We start from the raw sequence: 22,339 nt of genomic DNA, 5'->3' as shown, positions 1-22,339 counted from the left end.
CCGGGGCCACTCCATGGGGGAACCCTTGCCGTCGGTTTCTGTAGGGACCCGACAGGGAGTCCTCTGAGCCACTGTCGGAGGCGGATTCTCCGGAAGAGGTGCGGGACCGATAGGTTTCCGATGTACCAGACCGCTACCGAAAGGGTGATCCGTTGAGCCGCTCGGTTCTCGTCACCGGAGGAAACCGGGGCATCGGCCTCGCCATCGCCCGCGCGTTCGCCGACGCGGGAGACCAGGTCGCGATCACCTACCGTTCGGGAGAGCCACCCCGGGTCCTCGCCGAGGCGGGTGTTCTGTCGGTGAAGTGCGACATCACCGACACCGAACAGGTGGAGCAGGCATACAAGGAGATCGAGGAGAAGCACGGACCGGTGGAGGTGCTCGTCGCCAACGCGGGCATCACCAAGGACCAGCTCCTCATGCGGATGTCCGAGGAGGACTTCACCTCCGTCCTCGACACCAACCTCACCGGCACCTTCCGTGTCGTGAAGCGCGCCAACCGCGGCATGCTGCGCGCCAAGAAGGGCCGCGTCGTGCTGATCTCCTCCGTCGTCGGCCTGCTGGGCTCGGCGGGGCAGGCGAACTACGCCGCGTCGAAGGCCGGCCTCGTCGGCTTCGCGCGCTCCCTCGCCCGTGAGCTCGGCTCGCGCAACATCACCTTCAACGTCGTCGCGCCGGGTTTCGTCGACACCGACATGACCAAGGCACTCTCGGACGAGCAGCGCGCGAACATCGTGTCCAACGTGCCGCTCGGCCGCTACGCGCAGCCGGAGGAGATCGCCGCCGCGGTGAAGTTCCTCTCCTCCGACGACGCCTCGTACATCACTGGAGCCGTCATCCCTGTTGACGGCGGATTGGGCATGGGTCACTGATCACCATGAGCGGAATTCTCGACGGCAAGCGCATCCTGGTCACCGGCGTGCTGACGGAGGCATCCATCGCCTTCCACGCCGCGAAGGTGGCTCAGGAGCAGGGCGCCGAGGTCATCCTGACCGCGTTCCCGCGGCCGACGCTCACCGAGCGCATCGCCAAGAAGCTCCCCAAGCCCGCCAAGGTCATCGAGCTCGACGTGACCAACCAGGAGCACCTGGACGGTCTCGCGGGCGTCGTGAAGGAGGAGCTCGGCGGCCTCGACGGCATCGTGCACTCCATCGGCTTCGCGCCGCAGGGCGCCTTCAACTTCCTCGAGGCGAGCTTCGAGGACGTCTCGACGGCGATGCACGTCTCCGCGTACTCCCTGAAGTCGCTCACCATGGCCTGCCGCCCGCTGTTCGAGAACGGCGCCTCGGTCGTCGGCCTCACCTTCGACGCGCAGTACGCCTGGCCCAAGTACGACTGGATGGGCCCGGCCAAGGCCGCCCTGGAGGCCACGAGCCGCTACCTCGCCCGCGACCTGGGCAAGGAGGACATCCGCTGCAACCTGATCTCCGCGGGCCCGATCGGCTCCATGGCGGCCAAGTCCATCCCGGGCTTCGGTGAGCTCGCGGAGGTCTGGAACACCCGCTCCCCGCTGAACTGGGACATGGCCGACCCGGAGCCCGCGGGCCGCGGCATCGTCGCGCTGCTCTCGGACTTCTTCCCGAAGACCACCGGCGAGATCGTCCACGTCGACGGCGGCGTGCACATGATGGGCGCCTGACCTGCGCCTTCTCCCGCCCTCCGGGACGCTTTCGACGCCCCGTCGCCCGCATCGCGCGGGCGGCGGGGCGTCGCCCGTTCGGCCCCCTGGCCGGGCGCCGCCCCCCTGGTGCCGCGCACTCTGAAGTGTGCGCCTGTCACCTCGTGCGGTGCTCGCCGCTCTCGCCCTCCTGCTCGCCCTGCCGTACGACGCCGTGTCCCTGACCGGCGGTACGGCGGAGCAGGCACGCGCGCGCGTGGCCGACAGCCGCGCTCAGGAAGAGCGGCCGTTCGGCGCGGAGTGCCGCAACGCCGTCGAGGGCTCGCGCGTGGTCGCGTACTGCCACAACCCCTACCCGGACACCGACCGGGTCCGGCTGCACATCGAGTGCGACCGGTGGTGGGACATCGACACCGACGCCGCCCCCGTGGAGGCGGGGCCCGCGCAGACGGTGCGGCTCACCGGGCGGTGCTGGAAAGAGGTCAGGTCGGCCTGGGTCAGCCACGAACGGTGACTTCGGGCCGTCCGCGCACGACGACCGCCTCGTGCGGCGCTCCCCGCGACCGGCTCAGTGCTCGTCGGTGAACAGCTCCGGGCGGCACAGGAACGGGTAGCCCGCCGCTTCCGAAGCCGCCGCCTCCGCGTCCTGCTCGCGGATCGCCTCGACCAGGCGGGCGTGGTCCATGTGCGTCTCGGGCGTCAGGGTCTGCCCCACGTCCTCGCGCAGCCAGTCCCGCAGAACCTCGCCCAGATCCGCGTACAGGGCCGTCAGGACGTCGTTGTGGGACGCCGCCACGACCGCCATGTGGAAGGTCGCGTCCACCGTCACGAAGTTCTCCGCGTTGCCCGACGCCCACGCCTTCTCGCGCCGCTCCAGGAGCCCGTCCAGCTGCCTGAGGTCGCGCTCCGTGCGGCGCTCCGCGGCCAGCTTCGCCGCGCTCGACTCCAGCGTGCTGCGCAGCTCCGCGACGTGCCGGGGGTCGGCGTCGGCGAACCTGCGGTGCATCACGCCCGCCAGCTCGCTGGTCGCGACCACATAGGTGCCCGAGCCCTGCCGGATGTCCAGGAGGCCGTTGTGCGCGAGCGCGCGGACCGCCTCGCGGACCGTGTTGCGGGCCACCCCGAGGCGCTCCACCAGCTCCGGCTCGGTGGGGATGCGGCTGCCCACCGGCCACTCGCCCGAGGAGATCTGGTTGCGCAGCTCGGAGATGACCTGCTCGGACAGCGCCGAGCGGCGCGGGGAAGTCAGCGGCATGACGTTCCTTCGTGCGGGAGAGCCGGACAGGGGAGGGGACTCAGTGTGCGACAAGGGATTGGACAACCAATCATCCCATGATTCTATGATGGCTCCATGGTCAGTGAGGAAACCGAGACGACGACGATGACGCAGCGCCCGATACGCACCGAGACGCCCGCGCCCACCGGGGCGAAGGAGCCGCACGCACGCGCGTGGGCGACGCGTCTCGTGATCGTCGGCATCGTCCTCGCCGCCCTCAACCTCCGCCCCGCCATCACCAGCCTCGGCGCCCTCCTCGAAGAGGTGCGCGACGGACTCGGCATGAGCGGCACCCTCGCCGGGCTCCTCACCTCCGTACCGCCGCTCTGCTTCGCGGTGTTCGGGATCATGGCGCCCCGGCTCGCGCGCCGCTTCGGGCCCGGCGCCGTGGTCTGCGCGGGCATGGTGGCCATCGCCGCGGGCGTGGTGATCCGGCCCTTCGCCGGGGGCACCGTGGGCTTCCTCGCCGCCAGCGCCCTCGCCCTCATGGGCATCGCGGTCAGCAACGTCCTGATGCCGGTGATCGTCAAGCGCTGGTTCCCGGACCGCGTCGGCTCCATGACCGGCCTCTACTCGATGGCGCTCGCCCTCGGCACCTCCCTGGCCGCGGCCACGACGGTGCCCCTCACCGATGCCCTGGGCGGCAGTTGGCGCACCGGCCTCGCCGTCTGGGGCGTGCTCGCCGCCGTCGCCGTGCTGCCCTGGATCCCGCTCGTACGGGAGCGGGGCAACCCCTCCGCGCCGGCTCCGGCAGAGCACGTCAGCGCCGAGGTGCGCGGCGAGGACGACGCGCTCCGCGTCACCCGCAGCCGCACCGCCTGGGCGCTCGCCGTCTTCTTCGGGCTCCAGGCCACCGCCGCGTACATCACCATGGGCTGGATGCCGCAGATCTTCCGCGACGCGGGCGTCCCGGCCGGTGAGGCGGGTCTGCTGCTCGCCACCACGATGGCGATGGGCGTCCCGCTCGCCTTCGTCATCCCCAAGGTCGCCACCCGGCTGCCGAACCAGGGCCCGGTCGTGGTCGTCCTCGGCAGCTGCGGCCTCGCCGGATACGCGGGCCTCTACCTCGCCCCCGCGGGCGGTGCCTGGGCCTGGGCGCTGCTGCTCGGCGTCTCCAACTGCGCCTTCCCGCTGGCCCTCACGATGGTCGGGATGCGCGCCAAGAGCAGCGTCGGCGTCGCCAAGCTCTCCGCGTTCGCGCAGAGCACCGGCTACTTGATCTCGATCCCCGGGCCGCTCCTGGTGGGCGTGCTCAACCAGCACAGCGGCGGCTGGGGGCTGCCGATCTCGTTCATGGCGGCCCTGATGGTCCCGCAGATCGTCGTCGGCTGCCTCGCCGGGCGCAACCGCACCGTCGAGGAAGAGGCGGCGGCCGCCTCCAGGATCGTCGCCGCGAAGAGGCCCTGACTCCGGGGGCCGACCCCGGGGCCCGGCCCCCGGACAAAGGGTGCGAGACTCTCCGTATGCCCGTCCTCGACCCGAACCCCCAGAACGGCCAGAAGAAGCTCCTCATCGTGCTCGGCGCGATGCTGGCCATCACCGTCATCATCGGCATCGTGGCGTCCGTCGCGTCACCGTGACCCCGCCGCCGGACCGGGATGGTGGGGCTAGCACCCCCATCCCCTAGGGGGTCAGTGTCAGGGTCAAGTGGGTGGATCACCGGATGGGTTGAGGGACCCGGAGTCCGTACCTTCGAGATGTGGCCGCGCGTGGCGGTCGCGCACCAGTCGAAGACCACGGACACCACGGAGGCATCATGTCGGCCCGTACGCACACCTCGCGCGGCGCGGGATCCCCGGCCGATGCGGGCCCCGTCCAGATCCGGCTCCCCTGGTGGGCCGTCGCGCTCCCCGTCATCGCCTTCGTGGCCCTGCTCGCGCTGATCCTCAACCCGGCGGACGCGCACGCGGCGGGCAGCGAGCCCACCCTCGCCCACCTTGTCGACCGGATACAGGAGACGATCGTCAGGCTCGCCTCCTGACACCCCTGCGCACACGCCGTCACTCTTGCCGGGGGAGCACGTCAACTCCCTGCGCCCTGTGGCGCGTTTCATGCGAAGCTGGGACGCATGAGCGTCGCAGAACCCCGCAGGATTGTCCTTTTCCGGCATGCGAAGGCCGACTGGCCGCAGGTGTCCGACCATGAGCGTCCGCTCGCTGAGCGCGGCCGCAAGGACGCCCCCGTCGCCGGCCGCAAGCTGGCCGACAGCGGCATCCCCTTCGACCTGGCCCTGTGCTCGACGGCCGCCAGGACCCGCGAGACCTGGAAGCTCGCCGTCCAGGAGCTCCCGAGCCGCCCCAGGACGGTGTACGAGGAGCGGGTCTACGAGGCATCGCCCGGAGAGCTCATCGCCGTGCTCAACGAAACCCCGGACGACGTGCGGAACCTGATCCTGATCGGCCACAACCCCGGAGTGCAGGGCCTCGCCGACGTCCTCGCCGGCGACTCCGAGGGCGACGCCCAGGTGCGGATGAACCGCCGCGGCTTCCCGACCTCGGCCTTCGCCGTCCTGACGTACACCGGCTCGTGGAAGGGCCTGGAGCCCGGCACCGCGACCCTGGCCGACTACTGGGCGCCGTCGGAGTAGCGACGGCTCGCACACGTCGTACGGAGAGTACGGAAAGTACGGAAACGGGGCCCGGCACCGAAGTGCCGGGCCCCGCCGACGTATTGGTGAGCGATCCGCACCGACGTACGGGCGGGCGATCCGCGCCGACGAATGGGCGAGCGATCCGCCCGAGTCCGCCCGAGGGAGACCGCTCAGTCCGTGTGTGCCCCTCAGCCCGCGTGCGTCTCCGCCGCCTCGACCTCTTCACGGGTGACGCCGAGGAGGTACAGCACGGTGTCGAGGAAGGGGAAGTTGACCGCCGTGTGCGCCGCCTCGCGCACCACCGGCTTGGCGTTGAACGCCACACCGAGACCGGCCGCGTTGAGCATGTCGAGGTCGTTCGCGCCGTCGCCGATCGCCACCGTCTGCTCCTGCGGCACCCCCGCCTCCTTGGCGAAGCGGCGCAGCAGCCGGGCCTTGCCCGCCCGGTCCACGATCTCCCCGGTGACCTTGCCGGTCAGCCTGCCGTCGACGATCTCCAGGGTGTTGGCCTGGGCGAAGTCGAGGCCGAGCCGCTCCTTCAGATCGTCCGTGACCTGGGTGAACCCGCCCGAGACGACGCCCACTTGGTAGCCGAGCCGCTTCAGGGTGCGGATCAGGGTGCGGGCGCCCGGGGTGAGCCGCACCTCGCTGCGCACCTTCTCCACGACCGAGGCGTCGAGCCCCGCGAGGAGCGCCACGCGCGCGTGCAGCGACTGCTCGAAGTCGAGCTCGCCGCGCATCGCCGCCGCGGTCACCTCGGCGACCTTGTCCTCGCAGCCCGCGTGCGCCGCGAAGAGCTCGATCACCTCGTCCTGGATCAGGGTCGAGTCGACGTCCATCACGACCAGGCGCTGCGCCCGGCGGTGCAGCCCCGAGGCGACCACCGCGACATCGACGCCGAGCGCGGCGCCCTCCGTCGCGAGGGCGGTGCGCAGCGGCTCGGTCTCCGCGCCGGACACATCGAACTCGACGGCGGTCACGGGGTACTTGGCGAGCCGGAAGATCCGGTCGATGTTGCCGCCGGTCGCGGTGATGCGGGCGGCGATCCGGGCCGTCGACTCAGCGGTGAGCGGGTGCCCGAGCACGGTGACGTGCGAACGGCCGGAGCCGCGCGGGCGGTTGTCGCCGAGGCCCGAGATGATCTCGGCCTGCATCCGCACGGACTCCGCCCAGCTGTGCACGGTGGCCCGCAGATCGCCCTCCATGCCCGTGGGCGGCGCGGTGATGAGCGCGCACAGCACCATCCGGCCACGGGTGACGACCTGCTCGATGTCGACGACATCGACGGAGTAGGCGGCGAGGGTGTCGAAGAGCCCGGCGGTGAGACCGGGCTGGTCCTTGCCGAAGATCTTGACGAGGAGAGTCGGGACGTCGGCGGTCGCCGGGGCAGCGACGGGCTGAGGTGGCTTCGAAGCGCTCATGGTGCCCTTACGGTATCCCCCGCCCTGTGGCCCGGGAGCGCTGGTCCGTGTGGTGGACAGACGGGCGACAGGCGCCCGACGGGCGGGGGACAGCCGCACGCAACCGAACGGACAAGTTCGTCCGTTTCGAGCTCTCGCGTCCTCGAGGTCACTGCTCCCCGCGCGGCCGCCGACGGGGCGGCCCGCCCTTGGGCGGTGGCGGTGGTGGCGGGGGCGGCGGTGGCCACTCGCCGTCCCGCTGCGGGCGCGGCCGGTTCCGGGGCGGGGGCTTCGGGCGGGGCGGGGGAGCGATGGGGCCCACCATGGTCGGCGCCCCGGCGACGTCGTCGGGCGGCGCCCCGGAGCTCTCGTCACGGCGCGACGGCGGCCGTGCGCTCTCGTCACGCTGCGGCGGCTGTGCGCCCTGCGGCCGCAGGTACGGGTTCGTGTCCGGGTTCGGCGGCCGGTACGAAGGCTCACCCGGCTCGTACGGCCCCGCCTGCCGCCCGGCCCGCGCATCCCCCCGCAGCCCCGCCGACCCCCGTACGTCCGCAGGCTCCCGCGCACCCTCGGCCTCCGCCACCTCCGAGCCCCCCGCGACCGCCGCCGGCGCCACCCCGCCACCGGCCGCCCCCGTCGCCCACGCGAGCAGCGCCCCGGCCGCGCCCGCCCCGGCCCCCCACGCGGCGCCCAGGACCAGCGCCATCGCCGAGTGCCCGTGCAGTTCGAGCCCGGCCCCGACCGCGTCGAAGCCGAGCACCGACAGCGAGGCGTCCGCCGACACCCCGGTCAGCCACACGAGGAGCGGCAGGGCGAGCGCCGTCACCGCCCCGAGCCGCAGCGCGCAGCGCCCGGCGAAGCCGAGAGCGCCCCCCTCGCGCCCGGACGTCCCCGGCCCGCGTCCGGGAACCGGCGTCCGTACCGCCGTGAGCACCCCGGCGAAAAGGATCATCAGCGCCGCCGCGACCCCCAACAGCCATACCCTGCCGTCGAGTTCGGCGAGCCGCCCGAGGGTGAGCGGCTCGTCCGTCTTGCCCGCGAGCAGGTCGTCCACGGGGTCGGGCAGGACCTGGGTGAGCTGGCCGGAGGCCGTGCCGTCCCAGGGCACGAAGAGGCCGAGGGGCACCCCGAGCCACACCCCGTTCGGCGCCCCGAGCAGCGCGGCGCCCGCGATCCGCTTCGGGTGCGCGTCCCCGATCGCCGCGTACGCCGCGGCGGCGAGCCCCGCGAGGACCGCGACCAGCAGCACGGTGACGAGCGCGGACGCGGCGGGCCGCACCACCCGGTGCAGTCCGTCCAGGGCGTACGGGAGCGGGGTGCGGCGCGAGGCGAGCAGCGCGATCAGGATCACCCCGGCCGCGAAGACGGCGCCGGCGAGCAGGGTGGCGCCGGTGTCCACCGTGAAGCCGACCGCGGCCTTCGCCTTCACGAGGTCGCCGATCCGGTCGGGCAGAAGTCCGCCGATGTCTCCGATTCCGCCGGGCAGTTTGTCGCCTATGCCCCCTGGTAGTTCATCGAGTCCTTTGTCGATGCCTTTGTCGAGTCCGAGCTTCTCGCCGTCGATCGTGATGATGTCGTGACCGGCCCAGGCGAGCCCGCCGAGCAGCGCCACAAAGAGAGCGATCACGGCGCCCGCGCGTGCCACCAGTTCGCCCGGCGTGATCACAACTCCCGCCCCGCGCAAGGACCGTAAGAAGAAGAAGGCGAGCAGTACCGCCCCCGCGAGCCCCACCCCGAGCGGCATGACATCGATCGCGGTGTGCGCCTCGGCCCCCTTGAGGCCGAAAGCCGACACATCCCCGGACGGGGTGACCGATCCGCCCACGCCGAGCGCGATCGCCGCCGCCGTCATCGGGCCGAGGGACCCCGCCGCGTCGGCGCCGAGCAGATGCAGGCCGAGCGCGGCCGTTCCCGCCATGCCGACGAAGGCCCAGCTCACCGAGGCCACCGCGGAGAGCAGCACGTCACCCCAGCGCACGCTCTTCCGTCCGCCCCTGTACTCGCCGGTCTCCATCAAGACCCCCCGAACCACAGCGCGTTGTCCCATTCGTACGGAATGCGCCTGATGCGCATGATCCGTCCCCACCAATGGGCGCTTACTACTTTCCGGGCAGGTTTCTGCCCCGTCAACGGGGCAACCCTCAGGGCCCGTACGCACTCTTCACAAGGCCCGACTTTCGGTCAGAGCCCTCCGCCTGAAATAGTTCCTCCCGATGTTCGACATCCCTAGACTCCCCATCGATGGGGGCTAGCTCGGGGGACAACTCAGTGGGGCTGGAGTGCCGGAACTCGTACTGGAATTGAATGGCAGGACCTGGACGCTCGATCAGTCCAGGGCATACACCCTCGGGCGCGATCCCCAGGGAGACATCGCGCTCGACGACGCCAGGGTCTCGTGGCGGCACGCCACGATCAGCTGGGGCGGCCGCAGCTGGGTCATCGAGGATCACGGCTCGACCAACGGCACCTTCGTGCAGGGGCAGCGGATCCATCAGATGGAGATCGGGCCCGGTTCGGCCGTCCATCTCGGAAACGCCACCGACGGCCCGCGGATCAACGTCTCGGGCAGCGCGTCCGGTGCGGCGGGCGCGGCCGCCGCCGTCTCCGCTCCGCAGCAGCAGTCGGCCCAGGCCGCACCGCAGCAGGCGCCGCAGCAGAACGCCCCCGGCTGGGCGGCGCAGCAGGCCCCCCAGCAGCCGCAGCAGTACCAGCAGCAACAGCAGCAGGTGCCCCAGCAGCAGGGCTGGCAGCAGCAGCCGCAGCAGCCCCCCGCGCAGCAGGCGCACGTCCCGCCGCAGCAGGGCGGCCACGGCGCGGGCATGGGTTCCGGCGGAGTCGCGGGGGCGCCGCCGGTCTACGGCGACCGCAGCCCGACGACGTTCCACCAGCTGGCGCTCGGCCACAAGATGCGCATCGGCCGTGCGCTGGAGAACGAGCTGGTGGTCTCCGACCTCCAGGTCTCCCGGCACCACGCCGAGTTCACGGCGACGCCCGACGGCCGCTTCGAGATCCGCGACCTCGGCTCGCACAACGGCACGTACGTCAACGGTATGCCGATCGCGAAGTCCGGCACGGCCCTGATCGGCCCGAACGACATCGTCGGCGTCGGCCACTCGACCTTCCGCCTCGTCGGCGGCCAGCTCGAGGAGTTCGTCGACACCGGTGACGTCTCCTTCTCGGCCCGCCACCTCACGGTCACGGTCGACGGCGGCAAGCAGATCCTCAAGGACGTCTCCTTCGGCGTCCCGGAGAAGTCGCTCATCGCGGTCATCGGCCCCTCGGGCTCCGGCAAGTCGACGCTCCTGAAGGCGCTCACGGGCTACCGCCCCGCCGACCAGGGCGACGTCCTCTACGACAACCGGAACCTCTACAAGCAGTTCGCCGAGCTGCGCCAGCGCATCGGTCTGGTCCCGCAGGACGACATCCTGCACAAGGAGCTGACCGTCAAGAAGGCCCTCAAGTACGCGGCCAAGCTCCGCTTCCCCGGCGACACCGCCGAGGCCGAGCGCGAGGCCCGCATCGACGAGGTCCTGCGCGAGCTCAAGCTGGACATCCACAAGGAGAAGAAGGTCACCTCCCTCTCCGGTGGCCAGCGCAAGCGCGTCTCCGTGGCCCTGGAGCTGCTGACCAAGCCGTCCCTGATCTTCCTGGACGAGCCCACCTCCGGCCTCGACCCGGGCATGGACCGCGACGTCATGCAGCTGCTGCGCGGCCTCGCCGACGACGGCCGCACGGTCCTCGTCGTCACGCACTCGGTGGCCGAGCTGGCGATCTGCGACAAGCTCCTGGTGATGGCGCCGGGCGGTTCGGTCGCCTACTTCGGTCCGCCGGAGGAAGCGCTCAACTTCTTCGGCTACAGCACCTGGGCCGACGTCTTCTCGGCGTTCGAGAACTACCGCGACTACGACTGGGCGGGCCGCTGGAAGGGCTCGCAGCACTACCAGATGTACGCCGCGGACATCGACGCCGTCGCCCCGCAGTCGGCGCAGATGCCGCCGCCCCAGGCGGTCCGGCCGCCGAAGCCGCAGGGCTGGGGCTCCCAGCTGTGGACGCTGATCCGCCGCTACACCTCGGTGATCGCCTCCGACAAGGGCTTCATGGGCCTGATGGTGATCCTGCCCGCGGTCCTCGGCATCGTCAGCGTCGTGATCCCGGCCGACTTCGGCCTGGCCCCGCCGAAGCCACCGGTGAAGTTCAACGGCGACGCGGGCACGATCATGCTGATCCTCGCGGTCGGCATGTGCTTCTCCGGCGCGGCCAACTCCGTACGAGAGTTGATCAAGGAGCGGGTCATCTACGAGCGCGAACGGGCCACCGGCCTGTCCCGCTCGGCGTACCTGATGTCCAAGGTCATCGTCCTCGGCGTGATCACGGCCTTCCAGGGCGTCATCATCTGCGCCATCGGCTTCGCGCCCCGGGAGCTGCCCGAAGAGGGCCTGATCATGCCGCCGGCCGTCGAGATCTGCCTGGTGATCATCGCACTCGGCTTCACCTCGATGATGTTCGGCCTGGTCATCTCCTCGCTGGTGAAGACCGCCGAGAAGACCATGCCGCTCCTGGTGATGTTCGCGATCGTCCAGGTCGTCTTCACCGGCGTGCTCTTCCAGATCTACGGTTCGCCCGGCCTCGAGCAGTTCGCCTGGCTGATGCCGTCCCGCTGGGCCATCGCCGGCGCGGGCTCCACGCTCGACCTGGCGCACCTGATGCCGCCGTGGGACGTGAAGAAGCCCAACGACCTGGACCCGCTGTGGGAGCACTCGGTCGGCCAGTGGGGCCTCAACATCACGGTCCTGCTGCTGCTCGGCGTCGCCTGCGGCTTCGCGGTCGCCCGCCTGCTGCGGCGGCACGAGCCGGAGGTCATGCGCAAGTAACGGCACGCGCACAGGTAGCGGCGCGCGCACATGCGAGAAGGGCGGCACCCCGCACGGGGTGCCGCCCTTCGGCGTCGTTCGCTGAGCCTCGCTGAAGAGGTCCCCTTGTTCAGGGGCTCAGTAGGCGCCGTTCACGTTGTCCATCGAGCCGTACTTGTCGGCGGCGTAGTTGGCCGCGGCGGTGATGTTGGCGACCGGGTCGTAGATGTTGTTGGCGGTGCCCTCGACGTGGTACGCGTCGAACGTCGGCTGGATGACCTGGAGCAGGCCGATCGACGGGGTGCCGTTCTGGGCGTTCACGTCCCAGCCGTTCATGGCGTTCGGGTTGCCCGTGGACTCGCGCATGATGTTGCGGTGCAGGCCCTCGTAGCTGCCGGGGATGCCCTTGGCCTTCATGATGTCCAGGGACTGGCGGATCCAGCCGTCGAGGTTGTTGGCGTAGACCGGCTTGCGGGCGGCGGCGCGGCTGGCGGCCTCCTTGGCCTTGCGCTCGTCCTCGGCCTTCTTCTTGGCCGCGGCCTCCTCGTCCGCCTTCTTCTTGGCGGCGGCCTCTTCGTCGGCCTTCTTCTTCGCCTCGGCCTGCTTGTCGGCGTTGGCCAGCTGCTTCGTCACGTTGGCGTGGGTGGCCTGCTGCGCGTCGGCCGGGGCGGCGAAGGCCACCGGGGCGGCGTCCACGGACTGCGCGGCATCGCCCGTGGCGCTGCCCGCGCCCGGAACCAGGGAGAACGCGAGGGCCGCGGCACCGAGGGTGGCGACACCGGCGATCGAGAGCTTCTGGGCCTTGGTCAGGGTGTTGCGACTATGACCAGGAGTGGCGTGCTTGGACATGGCAGTGGACCTCTTCGAAATAGCGGAGGTCGCTCTCGTCCGGCGGGGGACAGGTTGCTTCTCCGGCACAAACGCCGCGGTGCGAAGACCGCGGCGCCGAGCGACGGGAGCAATTCTTAGCGGCCGCAAAATTCTGTGGCAAAGGTGTGACGTACGATCCGAGGTAGTGGATCACGGGGTGGCCGTCCTCACCCGCGCCCCGCCCCCGCCCCGCCTGTAAAGGACATTCTCATCAACTAGGCGCCTTCGTACGTGATGTGCGCCCTATGTGCGGGCTCACATCGAACACGTAACAGTCTCACCAGTAGTTGCCGAAGCAACGCTCTCCGTGAGCACCCTCATCCGGAAGTAGGAGGCCCCCGGCGCCAGGCTCCTCCCAAGGGCAGAGAACGGACAAAGCGTCCGTACTGCCTATATAGGGGTCTCCCTCATCGCTATATAGGGGAGAGGGACCCACGGCCTACGCCGCGAGCCCTAGGCGGCGGCCGTCCCAGGTCCGATCCGCCTCCTCGCGGCCCGCCGGTACGGTGAGGCCATGAGTCAAGGACCCCGGACCGGGCTGACCGCGGTGAGCTCCGCACTCCTCGCCATGAGCAGCCACCTGGAGGTGCGCGACGTGCTCAAGACGATCGTGGCCTCCGCGCGCGAGCTGCTCGACGCGGAGTACGCGGCACTCGGGGTCCCCGACGACCACGGCGGCTTCGCCCAGTTCGTCGTCGACGGCGTCAGCGAGGAGCAGTGGAAGGCCATCGGCCCGCTGCCCCGCCAGCACGGCATCCTCGCCGCGATGCTGCAGAGGGCCGAGCCCGAGCGCCTCGCCGACGTCCGTGAGGACCCCCGCTTCGAGGGCTGGCCCGCCGCCCACCCCGACATGTCCGACTTCCTCGGCCTCCCCATCCGGTACGGGGACGAGACGCTCGGCGCGCTCTTCCTCGCCAACAAGCGGTGCCCGAAGCCGGAAGGCGGCTGCGGCTTCACGGCGGCGGACGAGGAGCTGCTCGGCATCCTCGCCCAGCACGCCGCGATCGCCCTGACCAACGCCCGCCTGTACGAGCGCAGCCGCGAGCTCACCATCGCCGAGGAGCGCTCCCGCCTCGCCCACGAGCTGCACGACGCGGTCAGCCAGAAGCTCTTCTCGCTGCGCCTGACGGCCCAGGCCGCGGCCGCCCTGGTGGACCGCGACCCCACGCGCGCCAAGGGCGAGCTCCAGCAGGTGGCGGCCCTCGCGGCGGAGGCGGCGGACGAGCTGCGCGCCGCCGTGGTGGAGCTGCGCCCCGCGGCCCTGGACGAGGACGGCCTGGTCGCGACCCTGCGCACCCACATCCAGGTCCTCGACCGCGCCCACTCCGCCGCCGTCACCTTCGAGAGCCGCGGTGTGCGCGCCCTGCCCGCGGCCCAGGAGGAGGCCATGCTCCGGGTCGCCCAGGAGGCCCTGCACAATGCCCTGCGGCACTCCGGGGCGGGCGCGGTCTCCGTGGTCCTGGAGAAGCGCGGCCAGGCCGCCGTCCTCAGCGTCACGGACGACGGCAGCGGCTTCGACCCGCGGGCCATACGCCGCGCGGGACGGCACTTGGGCCTGGTCTCCATGCGGGACCGGGCCGGTGGGGTCGGCGGACGGCTGACCGTGGAATCGGCGCCCGGCAAGGGCACCACGATCGAGATGGAGGTGCCCGGTGGCTGAGTCCGAGTCGAGCCCCGCGGCAGGGATCCGGGTGCTGCTGGTCGACGACCACCAGGTGGTCCGCCGCGGTCTGCGCACGTTCCTGGAGATCCAGGACGACATCGAGGTCGTCGGCGAGGCGTCGGACGGCGCCGAAGGGGTCGAGCGCGCCGAGGAGTTGAAGCCCGACGTCGTCCTCATGGACGTCAAGATGCCCGGCATGGACGGCGTCGAGGCGCTCCGCAAGCTCCGCGAACTGTCCAACCCTGCACGCGTGTTGATCGTCACCAGCTTCACCGAGCAGCGCACGGTGGTCCCGGCCCTGCGCGCGGGCGCCGCCGGTTACGTCTACAAGGACGTCGACCCGGAGGCCCTCGCCGGCGCCATCCGCTCGGTGCACGCGGGCCACGTCCTGCTCCAGCCCGAGGTCGCGGGCGCCCTGCTCTCGCAGGAGGACGCCAACGGCGGCCAGGGCAGGGGCGGTTCGCTCACCGAGCGGGAGCGCGAGGTCCTCGGCCTGATCGCGGACGGCCGCTCGAACCGCGAGATCGCCCGTGCCCTCGTCCTCTCCGAGAAGACCGTCAAGACGCACGTCTCGAACATCCTGATGAAGCTCGACCTCGCGGACCGCACCCAGGCCGCCCTGTGGGCCGTACGCCATGGCGTGACCGGCTGAACAGGCGCCGAACCGGCAGAGCGGAGCGTCTAGTTCCGGACTGAGATTCATACCGTCGTGTGGATGTCCCCCGGATGGCGCATCCTGCGGCGGGCCCGGGCGTTCTCCAGTGCATGCTGCGGCGGCTGGCCGTGGCGATCGCAAGGAGGATCTAGGAATGAAGAACCTGAAGAAGGCTGCGGCCATCACCATGGTGGCCGGTGGACTGGTTGCCGCGGGCGCTGGTCTCGCCTCCGCCCACGACGGTGCGGACGCCAACGGCAAGGCCGTCAAGTCGCCGGGCGTCGGTTCGGGCAACCTGGTCCAGGCGCCGGTGCACGTCCCCGTGAACGCCGTGGGCAACACCGCCACCGTGATCGGCGGCCTCAACCCGACCTTCGCGAACGACGGCTTCAACGGCTGACGCACGCCTCTGGTCCAGCAGTGACCACCGGCCCCTCGGGATTCCCGAGGGGCCGGTCTGGTGTGTGCGCACGGCATCGGCAGGAACCCTCCCAACGCGCCGGGCGCCCTCAAGTTCCGCAGATCGTCGGCCTATTGATCCAAACGGGGGCATCGTCCAGCCGCCCCGTGTCATCCGGTCGGCCCAGGCGTTTCTCAGCGTGCGACTCCGCGGCTGGGGTCGCTACGAAATAGCTGGAGGAACACTTCCCATGAACATCGCCAAGAAGGCCGCCCTGGCCATCGCCGTCGCCGGTCTCGCCGCGGGCGCCTCCGCCGGTGCCGCGTTCGCCGACGCGGACGGCAACGCCAAGGCCGAGAACTCCCCGGGCGTCGGCGCGGGCAACGCCGCGACCGTCCCGGTCCACGTCCCGGTCAACGCCACGGGCAACAGCGGCAACGTGATCGGCGCCCTCAACCCGACCTTCGACAACACCTCGTCGAACGGCTGACGCGCCACCACAGGCACAAGGGCCCCACGGACCACCCGGTCCGTGGGGCCCTCTGCTGTGCGGAACAACACACCCTCAGCTCCGCTCCCGCTCCTCCACGTAAGCGTTGTAGGCGGCCACTTGGGCCCTCCTGGCCGTCCGTTCCACCGGGCGCAGGGCCTGGGCCCGGGCGGCCATCTCGGAGGCGCTCACGGCGCCGCCGTGGCCGTTCTCGTACGCCACCGAGACCAGCAGGCCGACCCGCTGCGCCAGCTCCAACACCCGTACCGCCCGCGGGGGATAGCCCGGCGCGAGCACCTCGCGGCCGCGCTCGGCCCGCGCCCGGTACGCGTCGACCGCCGCCTCCGCGACCGGCCCCGAACCCGCCACGTCAAGGCGCGAGAGGACCGCCGTGGCCTCCCGCAGCGCCTCCGCGAGCTCCCGCTCCGCCTCGCCCAGCGAGGGCACGTCGGCGGGCGGCGCCTCACGTACGGGCAGGCAGTGCCAGACGACTTCGACGTGTACGTCGCCCTCGGGCCCCGCCTCGTACACCTCCGGCACCAGGCCGTGCGGCGCCCCGAACGCGACGACCGCCTCCTCCGCATCGAGCGCCCGCGCGTTGAACTCCGGCGGGCCGCTGAGCCCGAGGGGATGGCCCGGTGCCGGCAGCGCGACCCGGAAGCCGGTCACCCCGAGCGAACGCAGCCGCCCGAGCGCGAGCGTGAGCCCCACGGGCGCCGACTCGCCGGGAAGCCCCTCGACCCGGTGCACCGCGTCCTCGCCGACGATCGCGAGCACCGCGTCATCCGGTGAAATAAGTCCGGCCAAAAGGGCATTTCCCCAAGAGGCCAACCGTCCTGAGCGTGGTTCCGAGAGCATGACCACAGCCTAAGGACCGGTCTGGCGACGGGAGTGCTCGGCCAGTGGCGTAGGTTTTATCCGGGGGCTGCGTCCACAGACGCACGCGACGACCGACACTGCATTGGGAGACAGCGCGCTCATGAGCGATGTACTGGAGCTTGAGGACGTATCCGTGGTCCGAGAGGGCCGGGCTCTGGTGGACCAGGTCTCCTGGTCGGTCAAGGAGGGGGAGCGCTGGGTCATCCTCGGACCGAACGGCGCGGGCAAGACCACCCTCCTCAACGTCGCCTCCAGCTACCTCCACCCCAGCTCGGGCACCGCCACGATCCTCGGCGAGACCCTCGGCAAGCCCGGCACGGACGTCTTCGAACTCCGCCCGCGCATCGGCGTCGCCGGCATCGCGATGGCCGAGAAGCTGCCCAAGCGCCAGACCGTCCTGCAGACCGTCCTCACCGCCGCCTACGGCATGACCGCGGGCTGGAACGAGGACTACGAGGAGGTGGACGAGCAGCGCGCCCGCGCCTTCCTCGACCGCCTCGGCATGACCGACTACCTGGACCGCAAGTTCGGCACCCTCTCCGAGGGCGAGCGCAAGCGCACGCTGATCGCCCGCGCCCTGATGACCGACCCCGAGCTGCTCCTGCTCGACGAGCCCGCCGCGGGCCTCGACCTCGGCGGCCGCGAGGACCTCGTGCGCCGTCTCGGACGCCTCGCCCGCGACCCCATCGCCCCCTCGATGGTCATGGTCACGCACCACGTCGAGGAGATCGCCCCGGGCTTCACCCACGTCCTCATGATCCGCCAGGGCAAGGTCATGGCCGCGGGCCCGCTGGAGCTGGAGCTCACCTCCCGCAACCTCTCCCTCTGCTTCGGCCTGCCGCTGGTCGTCGAACAGAAGGGTGAGCGCTGGAGCGCCACGGGCCTGCCCCTGAGCTGACGGGCGCGAGTGGTCCCGCCGGGCTGATCGGCGCCCTGTCCGTAAGGGGACCCGCGGTCCTACCATGACCTTGTGGAGAACATCGACGCATGGGTCTGGTGGCTGATCGGCGCGGCGGTGCTCGGCATCGCACTCGTCCTGACCGCGATGCCCGAGCTGGGCATGCTCGCCGTGGGCGCCGTCGCGGGCGCGGTGGCCGCGGGGTTCGGCGGTGGCCCGGTGATGCAGGCCCTCGTCTTCGTCGCGGTCTCGGCCGCGGGCATCGCCGTCGTACGGCCGATAGCCAACCGCCATCGCACGCAGCGCCCCCAACTCGCCACCGGAGTCGAGGCGTTGCTGGGCCGCACGGCCGTGGTCCTGGAGCGCGTCGACGCCTCCGGCGGCCGCATCAAGCTCGGCGGCGAGATCTGGTCGGCCCGCGCGCTCGACGCCGACAAGAGTTATGAGAAGGGCCAGAAAGTGGACGTCGTCGAGATCGACGGAGCGACAGCGGTCGTCCTCTGACTCTGAGAGACTCGACCCGCGAGATCTCCAAGATCTTCCAGAGACTCCGGAAGCGCCGCGAGCGCCGAGGCAAGAAGGGCACGGGGAACCACGATGGAACCAATCATCATCGTCCTGATCATTCTGGTGGTGCTGGTCTTCATCGCCCTGATCAAGACGATCCAAGTCATCCCGCAGGCCAGCGCGGCCATCGTCGAGCGGTTCGGCCGCTACACCAGAACGCTCAACGCGGGCCTCAACATCGTCGTCCCGTTCATCGACTCGATCCGCAACCGTATCGACCTCCGTGAACAGGTCGTGCCCTTCCCGCCGCAGCCGGTGATCACCCAGGACAACCTGGTCGTCAACATCGACACGGTCATCTACTACCAGGTGACCGACGCCCGCGCCGCCACGTACGAAGTCGCCTCCTACATCCAGGCCATCGAGCAGCTGACCGTCACCACGCTCCGCAACATCATCGGTGGCATGGACCTGGAGCGGACCCTGACCTCCCGTGAGGAGATCAACGCGGCCCTGCGCGGCGTCCTCGACGAGGCCACCGGCAAGTGGGGCATCCGCGTCAACCGCGTCGAGCTCAAGGCGATCGAACCGCCCACCTCCATCCAGGACTCGATGGAGAAGCAGATGCGCGCCGACCGTGACAAGCGCGCCGCGATCCTCCAGGCCGAAGGTGTCCGGCAGTCGGAGATCCTGCGCGCCGAAGGTGAGAAGCAGTCCGCGATCCTGCGCGCCGAAGGTGAGGCCAAGGCCGCCGCGCTGCGCGCCGAGGGCGAGGCCCAGGCGATCCGTACGGTCTTCGAGTCCATCCACGCCGGCGACCCGGACCAGAAGCTTCTCTCGTACCAGTACCTCCAGATGCTCCCGAAGATCGCCGAGGGCGACGCCAACAAGCTCTGGATCGTGCCCAGCGAGATCGGCGACGCCCTCAAGGGCCTCGGCGGCGCCATCGGCAACTTCAACCCCATGGGCGGCGGTTCGGGCGGCGGCTCCACCGCCACCGAGCGCCGCGAACAGCCGCCGCTGGACTGACCTGGCACACGCACGCAGGCGTACGTGAAGGGGCCCGCCTCCGAGAGGGAGGTGGGCCCCTTCACGTACACGGGGTCCGGTCAGGCGGCCGACTCGTGCAGCCACTTCGGCAGCGCGGCCAACTCCTCGCGCCCCAGCGCCAGCAGCATCGCATCCGCAGGCGTCGGCTCGAACGGCTGCCGGAGCAGCGGCATGCCGGCCTGCTCCGGAGTCCGGTTCGCTTTGCGGTGGTTGTCCGCCGAGCACGAAGCCACCGTGTTCAGCCAGCTGTCCGCGCCGCCCTGGGACCGCGGCACCACGTGGTCCACGGTCGTCGCACGTCTGCCGCAGTACGCGCAGCGGTGCTGGTCCCTGACCAGCACACCGCGCCTCGACCACGGAGCCTGTCTTCGGAACGGCACCCGGACGTACCGGCAGAGCCGGATCACCCGGGGCACCGGAATGTCAACGGCGGCCGCGCGCATACGGAGTCCGGGGTGGGCCTGCTCGACGACGGCCTTGTCCTGGAGCACCAGGACGACGGCGCGATGGAGCGTCACCGTCGAGAGCGGCTCAAAGCTCGCGTTCAGCACCAGTGTGTCCCGCATTTCCCTGCCCACCTCCCGTTTGCACCGGCCCACCCCTGGCGGGCTTGGATCAACTCTGGCCGGGCACGCCGAGATGGACAACGCAATAAAAATGCCCGCCCCTGATCACTTCCATGACCAGGGGCGGGCAAACGTTCAGTGAACGCTCAGCCTTGAACTCAGCTGTCGGGAAGGGCCGCGTACTCCGCGAGCACCTGCGCCCGAGCCAGCGTGTGGAACCGCAGGTTGAAGCCCACGACGGCCGGCGACGCGTCCGCGTCCGGGCCCAGCTTCTCCTGGTCCACGGCGTACACGGTGAACACATAGCGGTGCGCCGGATCCCCGGGCGGCGGCGCCGCGCCCCCGAAGTCCCGCGTCCCGTAGTCGTTGCGCACCTGCACCGCGCCCTCGGGCAGCCCCTCGAACTTGCCGCTGCCCGCACCCGTGGGCAGCTCCGTCACCGACACCGGGATGTCGAAGACGGACCAGTGCCAAAAGCCGCTCCCCGTAGGGGCGTCCGGGTCGAAGCACGACACGGCGAAGCTCTTCGTCCCCGCCGGGAAGCCCTCCCACCGCAGGTGCGGCGAGGTGTTCCCGGCCGCGTAGACCTGAGCGTCCTTGAGCACCGCGCCGGGCTCGAAGTCCTCGCTCACCACCGTGAAGGACGGCACCTGCGGATGAAAGTCATGGGGAAGCGGGGCCCTCTTGGCCTGCTCGGTCACGACGACACCTCCTGGATCTGCATCGGCGACAACTCTCCGGACCGACCCTAGAACCAGTTGCGCTTGCTGCCGACCTGGGACAGCCACTCGTTCAGGTAGGCCGACCAGTCGGTGCCCTGGAAGTCGTGCAGACCCACCTGGAACGACTTGTAGCTGTCGCTGCCCTCGCTGAAGAGCCCCGGCTTCTTGTCCATCTCCAGGATGACGTCCATCGCCCGGTCGTCCGCGACGAAGCTCAACTCGACCTGGTTCAGGCCGCGGTACTGCTGCGGCGGGTAGAACTCGATCTCCTGGTAGAAGGGCAGCTTCTGCCGCGTGCCCCGGATGTGCCCGCGCTCCATGTCGGCGCTCTTGAAGCGGAAGCCGAGCTGAATGAAGGCGTCCAGGATCGCCTGCTGCGCGGGCAGCGGGTGCACATTGATCGGGTCCAGGTCGCCCGAGTCCACGGCGCGGGCGATCTCCAGCTCCGTCGTCACACCGATGTTCATGCCGCGCAGCTGCTGCCCGTCGATGGTCGTGACGGGCGTCTCCCAGGGGATCTCGAGCCCGAACGGCACCGCGTGCACGTTGTTGGCCTTGAGCTCGAAGGCCCCGCCGAGCCGCACCTTGGTGAACTCGATGTCCTGCTTGGTCTCCTGGTCCTGCCCCTCGACCTCGACCCGCGCCTGCAGACCGACGGAGAGCCCCTCGATCTGCTGGTCGACGGAGCCGCCCTGGATCCGCACCTCGCCCTGGACGATGCCACCGGGCACGACATTGACCTCGGTCAGCACCGTCTCGACCGACGCCCCGCCGGCCCCCAGGCTCGCCAGCAGCTTCTTGAACCCCATGACTCTCCTCCCCAGGCCCCCGGCCTGTGGTCGACTCGATGCTCAATTCCTGACCCGTACAAACGCGATGGGCCCGTGCGCGGTTCCGCTTCTTCACCCTGGCAAGCCCAAGGCCCCTTGCCCACCGTCCGCTCGAACCATCCGCACTACCTGCACTACGCTCGTACGCCATGATCGCGGCCCCTGACCGTACGCCCCTGCCTCGGGACTTCTTCGACCGCCCCGTCCTGGAGGTCGCCCCCGACCTGCTGGGCCGGATCCTCGTGCGCAGCACACCGGACGGGCCGATCGAGCTCCGCCTCACAGAGGTCGAGGCGTACGCGGGGGAGACGGACCCGGGATCACACGCCTATCGCGGCCGCACCGCCCGCAACGGCGTGATGTTCGGCCCGCCCGGACACGTGTACGTCTACTTCACCTACGGCATGTGGCACTGCATGAACCTGGTGTGCGGACCCGAGGGCAAGGCACGGGCGGTGCTGCTGCGCGCGGGCGAGATCACCACCGGAGCCGAGCTCGCCCGCGAGCGACGACTCTCGGCCCGCAACGACAAGGAACTGGCCAAAGGCCCGGCCCGCCTCGCCACGGCCCTTGACGTGGACCGATCCCTCGACGGAGCCGACGTCTGCGCGGGCCGGGGAGCCCCGTTCTCGCTCCTCACCGGTACGGCCACCCGCACCGACCAGGTCAGAAGCGGACCGCGCACCGGTGTCGCGGGCGAGGGCGGCGTCCACCCCTGGCGCTTCTGGATCGCCAACGACCCTACGGTGAGCCCTTATCGGGCCCATACGCCCCGTCGCCGCCGAACTTGACGCGCCCCTGGCCGGTCCGTAATGTAGCCCGAGCCGCTTGAACCGGGTACGGCGTTCAGCCAGCAGCCGGAAGCGGCCAACCACTACCTACGACTTCCCCTCAGCGGGGCCGTATTTCGCATGCCCGCATGTCGGAATTCGAACTCGCGGGCCTCGATTATGAGTTGCTCGGGAAATCGGCTAACGTAGTGAATGTCGAAAGGCCGCGAGGCCAAAAGACAAATCCCGCCGACCGGGAATCGGACACGAAAGAGTCTGATAGAGTCGGAAACGCAAGAATAAAA

The 22,339-nt window shown here is 70.6% G+C and carries 24 protein-coding genes; 16 read left to right on the top strand and 8 right to left on the bottom strand.

The genetic code is table 11. From position 1 onward, the window contains the following. Nucleotides 1-152: 152 nt before the first annotated feature. The 3 genes from fabG (at nt 153) to ACQB60_RS00110 (ending at nt 2,132) form a co-directional block, all read left to right on the top strand. The gene (fabG, locus tag ACQB60_RS00120) at nt 153-872 is read left to right on the top strand and encodes a 3-oxoacyl-[acyl-carrier-protein] reductase (protein WP_496923709.1); all 720 of its coding nucleotides are present in this window, start codon (nt 153-155) and stop codon (nt 870-872) included. 5 nt (nt 873-877) lie between these two features. Further along, entirely contained in the window at nt 878-1,639 is a 762-nt protein-coding gene (gene fabI, locus ACQB60_RS00115) for an enoyl-ACP reductase FabI (protein WP_496923708.1), read from the top strand. 127 nt (nt 1,640-1,766) lie between these two features. Beyond that, a complete protein-coding gene (locus ACQB60_RS00110; protein ID WP_496923707.1) occupies nt 1,767-2,132 on the top strand; it encodes a hypothetical protein in 366 nt (121 codons plus the stop codon). Between the two features lie 54 nt (nt 2,133-2,186). On the opposite strand, the gene ACQB60_RS00105 is transcribed toward ACQB60_RS00110, so the two are convergent. Further along, nucleotides 2,187-2,873, bottom strand: a complete 687-nt coding sequence (locus ACQB60_RS00105) for a FadR/GntR family transcriptional regulator (protein WP_496923706.1) — start codon at nt 2,871-2,873, stop codon at nt 2,187-2,189. 96 nt (nt 2,874-2,969) lie between these two features. Here ACQB60_RS00105 and ACQB60_RS00100 point away from each other — a divergent pair, with 96 nt between their 5' ends. The 4 genes from ACQB60_RS00100 to ACQB60_RS00085 all read left to right on the top strand — a co-directional run bounded on the left by ACQB60_RS00100 (nt 2,970) and on the right by ACQB60_RS00085 (nt 5,481). Then, on the top strand, nt 2,970-4,301 hold the full coding sequence (locus ACQB60_RS00100) for a CynX/NimT family MFS transporter (RefSeq protein ID WP_496923705.1): 1,332 nt from the start codon (nt 2,970-2,972) through the stop codon (nt 4,299-4,301). Nucleotides 4,302-4,357: 56 nt separating this feature from the next. Next, nucleotides 4,358-4,474 carry an SGM_5486 family transporter-associated protein gene (locus ACQB60_RS00095; protein WP_107102012.1) on the top strand — a complete coding sequence of 39 codons (117 nt, stop codon included), beginning with the start codon at nt 4,358-4,360 and terminating at the stop codon, nt 4,472-4,474. Between the two features lie 176 nt (nt 4,475-4,650). After that, on the top strand, nt 4,651-4,875 hold the full coding sequence (locus ACQB60_RS00090) for a hypothetical protein (protein ID WP_496923704.1): 225 nt from the start codon (nt 4,651-4,653) through the stop codon (nt 4,873-4,875). Between the two features lie 87 nt (nt 4,876-4,962). Next, nucleotides 4,963-5,481 carry a SixA phosphatase family protein gene (locus ACQB60_RS00085; protein WP_496923703.1) on the top strand — a complete coding sequence of 173 codons (519 nt, stop codon included), beginning with the start codon at nt 4,963-4,965 and terminating at the stop codon, nt 5,479-5,481. A 191-nt stretch (nt 5,482-5,672) separates the two neighbouring features. Here the strand turns inward: ACQB60_RS00085 and serB are convergent, their stop codons facing one another. Next, entirely contained in the window at nt 5,673-6,905 is a 1,233-nt protein-coding gene (gene serB, locus ACQB60_RS00080) for a phosphoserine phosphatase SerB (RefSeq protein WP_496923702.1), read from the bottom strand. A gap of 148 nt (nt 6,906-7,053) precedes the next feature. After that, nucleotides 7,054-8,898 (bottom strand): streptophobe family protein, encoded by a 1,845-nt coding sequence (locus ACQB60_RS00075; RefSeq protein ID WP_496923701.1) that lies wholly within the window; start codon nt 8,896-8,898, stop codon nt 7,054-7,056. A gap of 265 nt (nt 8,899-9,163) precedes the next feature. Between ACQB60_RS00075 and ACQB60_RS00070 the strand changes: the two genes are divergently transcribed. Beyond that, nucleotides 9,164-11,755, top strand: coding sequence for an ABC transporter ATP-binding protein/permease (locus ACQB60_RS00070; protein ID WP_496923700.1), 2,592 nt, complete (start codon nt 9,164-9,166; stop codon nt 11,753-11,755). Nucleotides 11,756-11,872: 117 nt separating this feature from the next. Here the strand turns inward: ACQB60_RS00070 and ACQB60_RS00065 are convergent, their stop codons facing one another. Beyond that, entirely contained in the window at nt 11,873-12,583 is a 711-nt protein-coding gene (locus ACQB60_RS00065; RefSeq protein WP_496923699.1) for a transglycosylase SLT domain-containing protein, read from the bottom strand. Between the two features lie 535 nt (nt 12,584-13,118). Here ACQB60_RS00065 and ACQB60_RS00060 point away from each other — a divergent pair. The 4 genes from ACQB60_RS00060 (at nt 13,119) to ACQB60_RS00045 (ending at nt 15,812) form a co-directional block, all read left to right on the top strand. Beyond that, nucleotides 13,119-14,264, top strand: coding sequence for a GAF domain-containing sensor histidine kinase (locus ACQB60_RS00060; RefSeq protein WP_496923698.1), 1,146 nt, complete (start codon nt 13,119-13,121; stop codon nt 14,262-14,264). Next, complete coding sequence (locus tag ACQB60_RS00055; protein ID WP_496923697.1) at nt 14,257-14,919, top strand: response regulator; 663 nt, start codon at nt 14,257-14,259, stop codon at nt 14,917-14,919. Before ACQB60_RS00060 ends, ACQB60_RS00055 begins: the two co-directional genes overlap by 8 nt. A gap of 157 nt (nt 14,920-15,076) precedes the next feature. Further along, the gene (locus ACQB60_RS00050) at nt 15,077-15,322 is read left to right on the top strand and encodes a chaplin (protein WP_384839642.1); all 246 of its coding nucleotides are present in this window, start codon (nt 15,077-15,079) and stop codon (nt 15,320-15,322) included. Between the two features lie 250 nt (nt 15,323-15,572). Beyond that, on the top strand, nt 15,573-15,812 hold the full coding sequence (locus ACQB60_RS00045) for a chaplin (RefSeq protein WP_384839638.1): 240 nt from the start codon (nt 15,573-15,575) through the stop codon (nt 15,810-15,812). Between the two features lie 75 nt (nt 15,813-15,887). On the opposite strand, the gene ACQB60_RS00040 is transcribed toward ACQB60_RS00045, so the two are convergent. After that, on the bottom strand, nt 15,888-16,670 hold the full coding sequence (locus ACQB60_RS00040; RefSeq protein ID WP_496923696.1) for an Rv1486c family protein: 783 nt from the start codon (nt 16,668-16,670) through the stop codon (nt 15,888-15,890). Nucleotides 16,671-16,791: 121 nt separating this feature from the next. On the opposite strand from ACQB60_RS00040, the gene ACQB60_RS00035 reads away from it, so the two are divergent. From ACQB60_RS00035 to ACQB60_RS00025, 3 genes are all read left to right on the top strand, one after another. Beyond that, on the top strand, nt 16,792-17,589 hold the full coding sequence (locus tag ACQB60_RS00035; protein ID WP_384839631.1) for an ABC transporter ATP-binding protein: 798 nt from the start codon (nt 16,792-16,794) through the stop codon (nt 17,587-17,589). Between the two features lie 72 nt (nt 17,590-17,661). Continuing rightward, nucleotides 17,662-18,093 (top strand): NfeD family protein, encoded by a 432-nt coding sequence (locus tag ACQB60_RS00030; protein WP_384839628.1) that lies wholly within the window; start codon nt 17,662-17,664, stop codon nt 18,091-18,093. A gap of 93 nt (nt 18,094-18,186) precedes the next feature. Continuing rightward, nucleotides 18,187-19,125: an SPFH domain-containing protein gene (locus tag ACQB60_RS00025; RefSeq protein WP_496923695.1), complete on the top strand. Its 939-nt coding sequence runs from the start codon at nt 18,187-18,189 to the stop codon at nt 19,123-19,125. An 80-nt stretch (nt 19,126-19,205) separates the two neighbouring features. Here ACQB60_RS00025 and ACQB60_RS00020 read toward each other — a convergent pair whose 3' ends face one another. The 3 genes from ACQB60_RS00020 to ACQB60_RS00010 form a co-directional block, all read right to left on the bottom strand. Continuing rightward, a complete protein-coding gene (locus tag ACQB60_RS00020) occupies nt 19,206-19,712 on the bottom strand; it encodes an HNH endonuclease (protein ID WP_496923694.1) in 507 nt (168 codons plus the stop codon). Nucleotides 19,713-19,870: 158 nt separating this feature from the next. Next, entirely contained in the window at nt 19,871-20,413 is a 543-nt protein-coding gene (locus ACQB60_RS00015; RefSeq protein ID WP_496923693.1) for a YbhB/YbcL family Raf kinase inhibitor-like protein, read from the bottom strand. 47 nt (nt 20,414-20,460) lie between these two features. After that, nucleotides 20,461-21,243: a sporulation protein gene (locus ACQB60_RS00010; protein ID WP_384839616.1), complete on the bottom strand. Its 783-nt coding sequence runs from the start codon at nt 21,241-21,243 to the stop codon at nt 20,461-20,463. A 170-nt stretch (nt 21,244-21,413) separates the two neighbouring features. Here ACQB60_RS00010 and ACQB60_RS00005 point away from each other — a divergent pair, with 170 nt between their 5' ends. Next, entirely contained in the window at nt 21,414-22,055 is a 642-nt protein-coding gene (locus ACQB60_RS00005; protein ID WP_496923692.1) for a DNA-3-methyladenine glycosylase, read from the top strand. The last annotated feature ends 284 nt before the right edge of the window (nt 22,056-22,339 follow it).

This window comes from Streptomyces odontotermitis (assembly GCF_050510915.1).
Taxonomy (GTDB): Bacteria; Actinomycetota; Actinomycetes; order Streptomycetales; family Streptomycetaceae; genus Streptomyces.
This window is presented reverse-complemented; position numbering and strand designations above follow the sequence as displayed.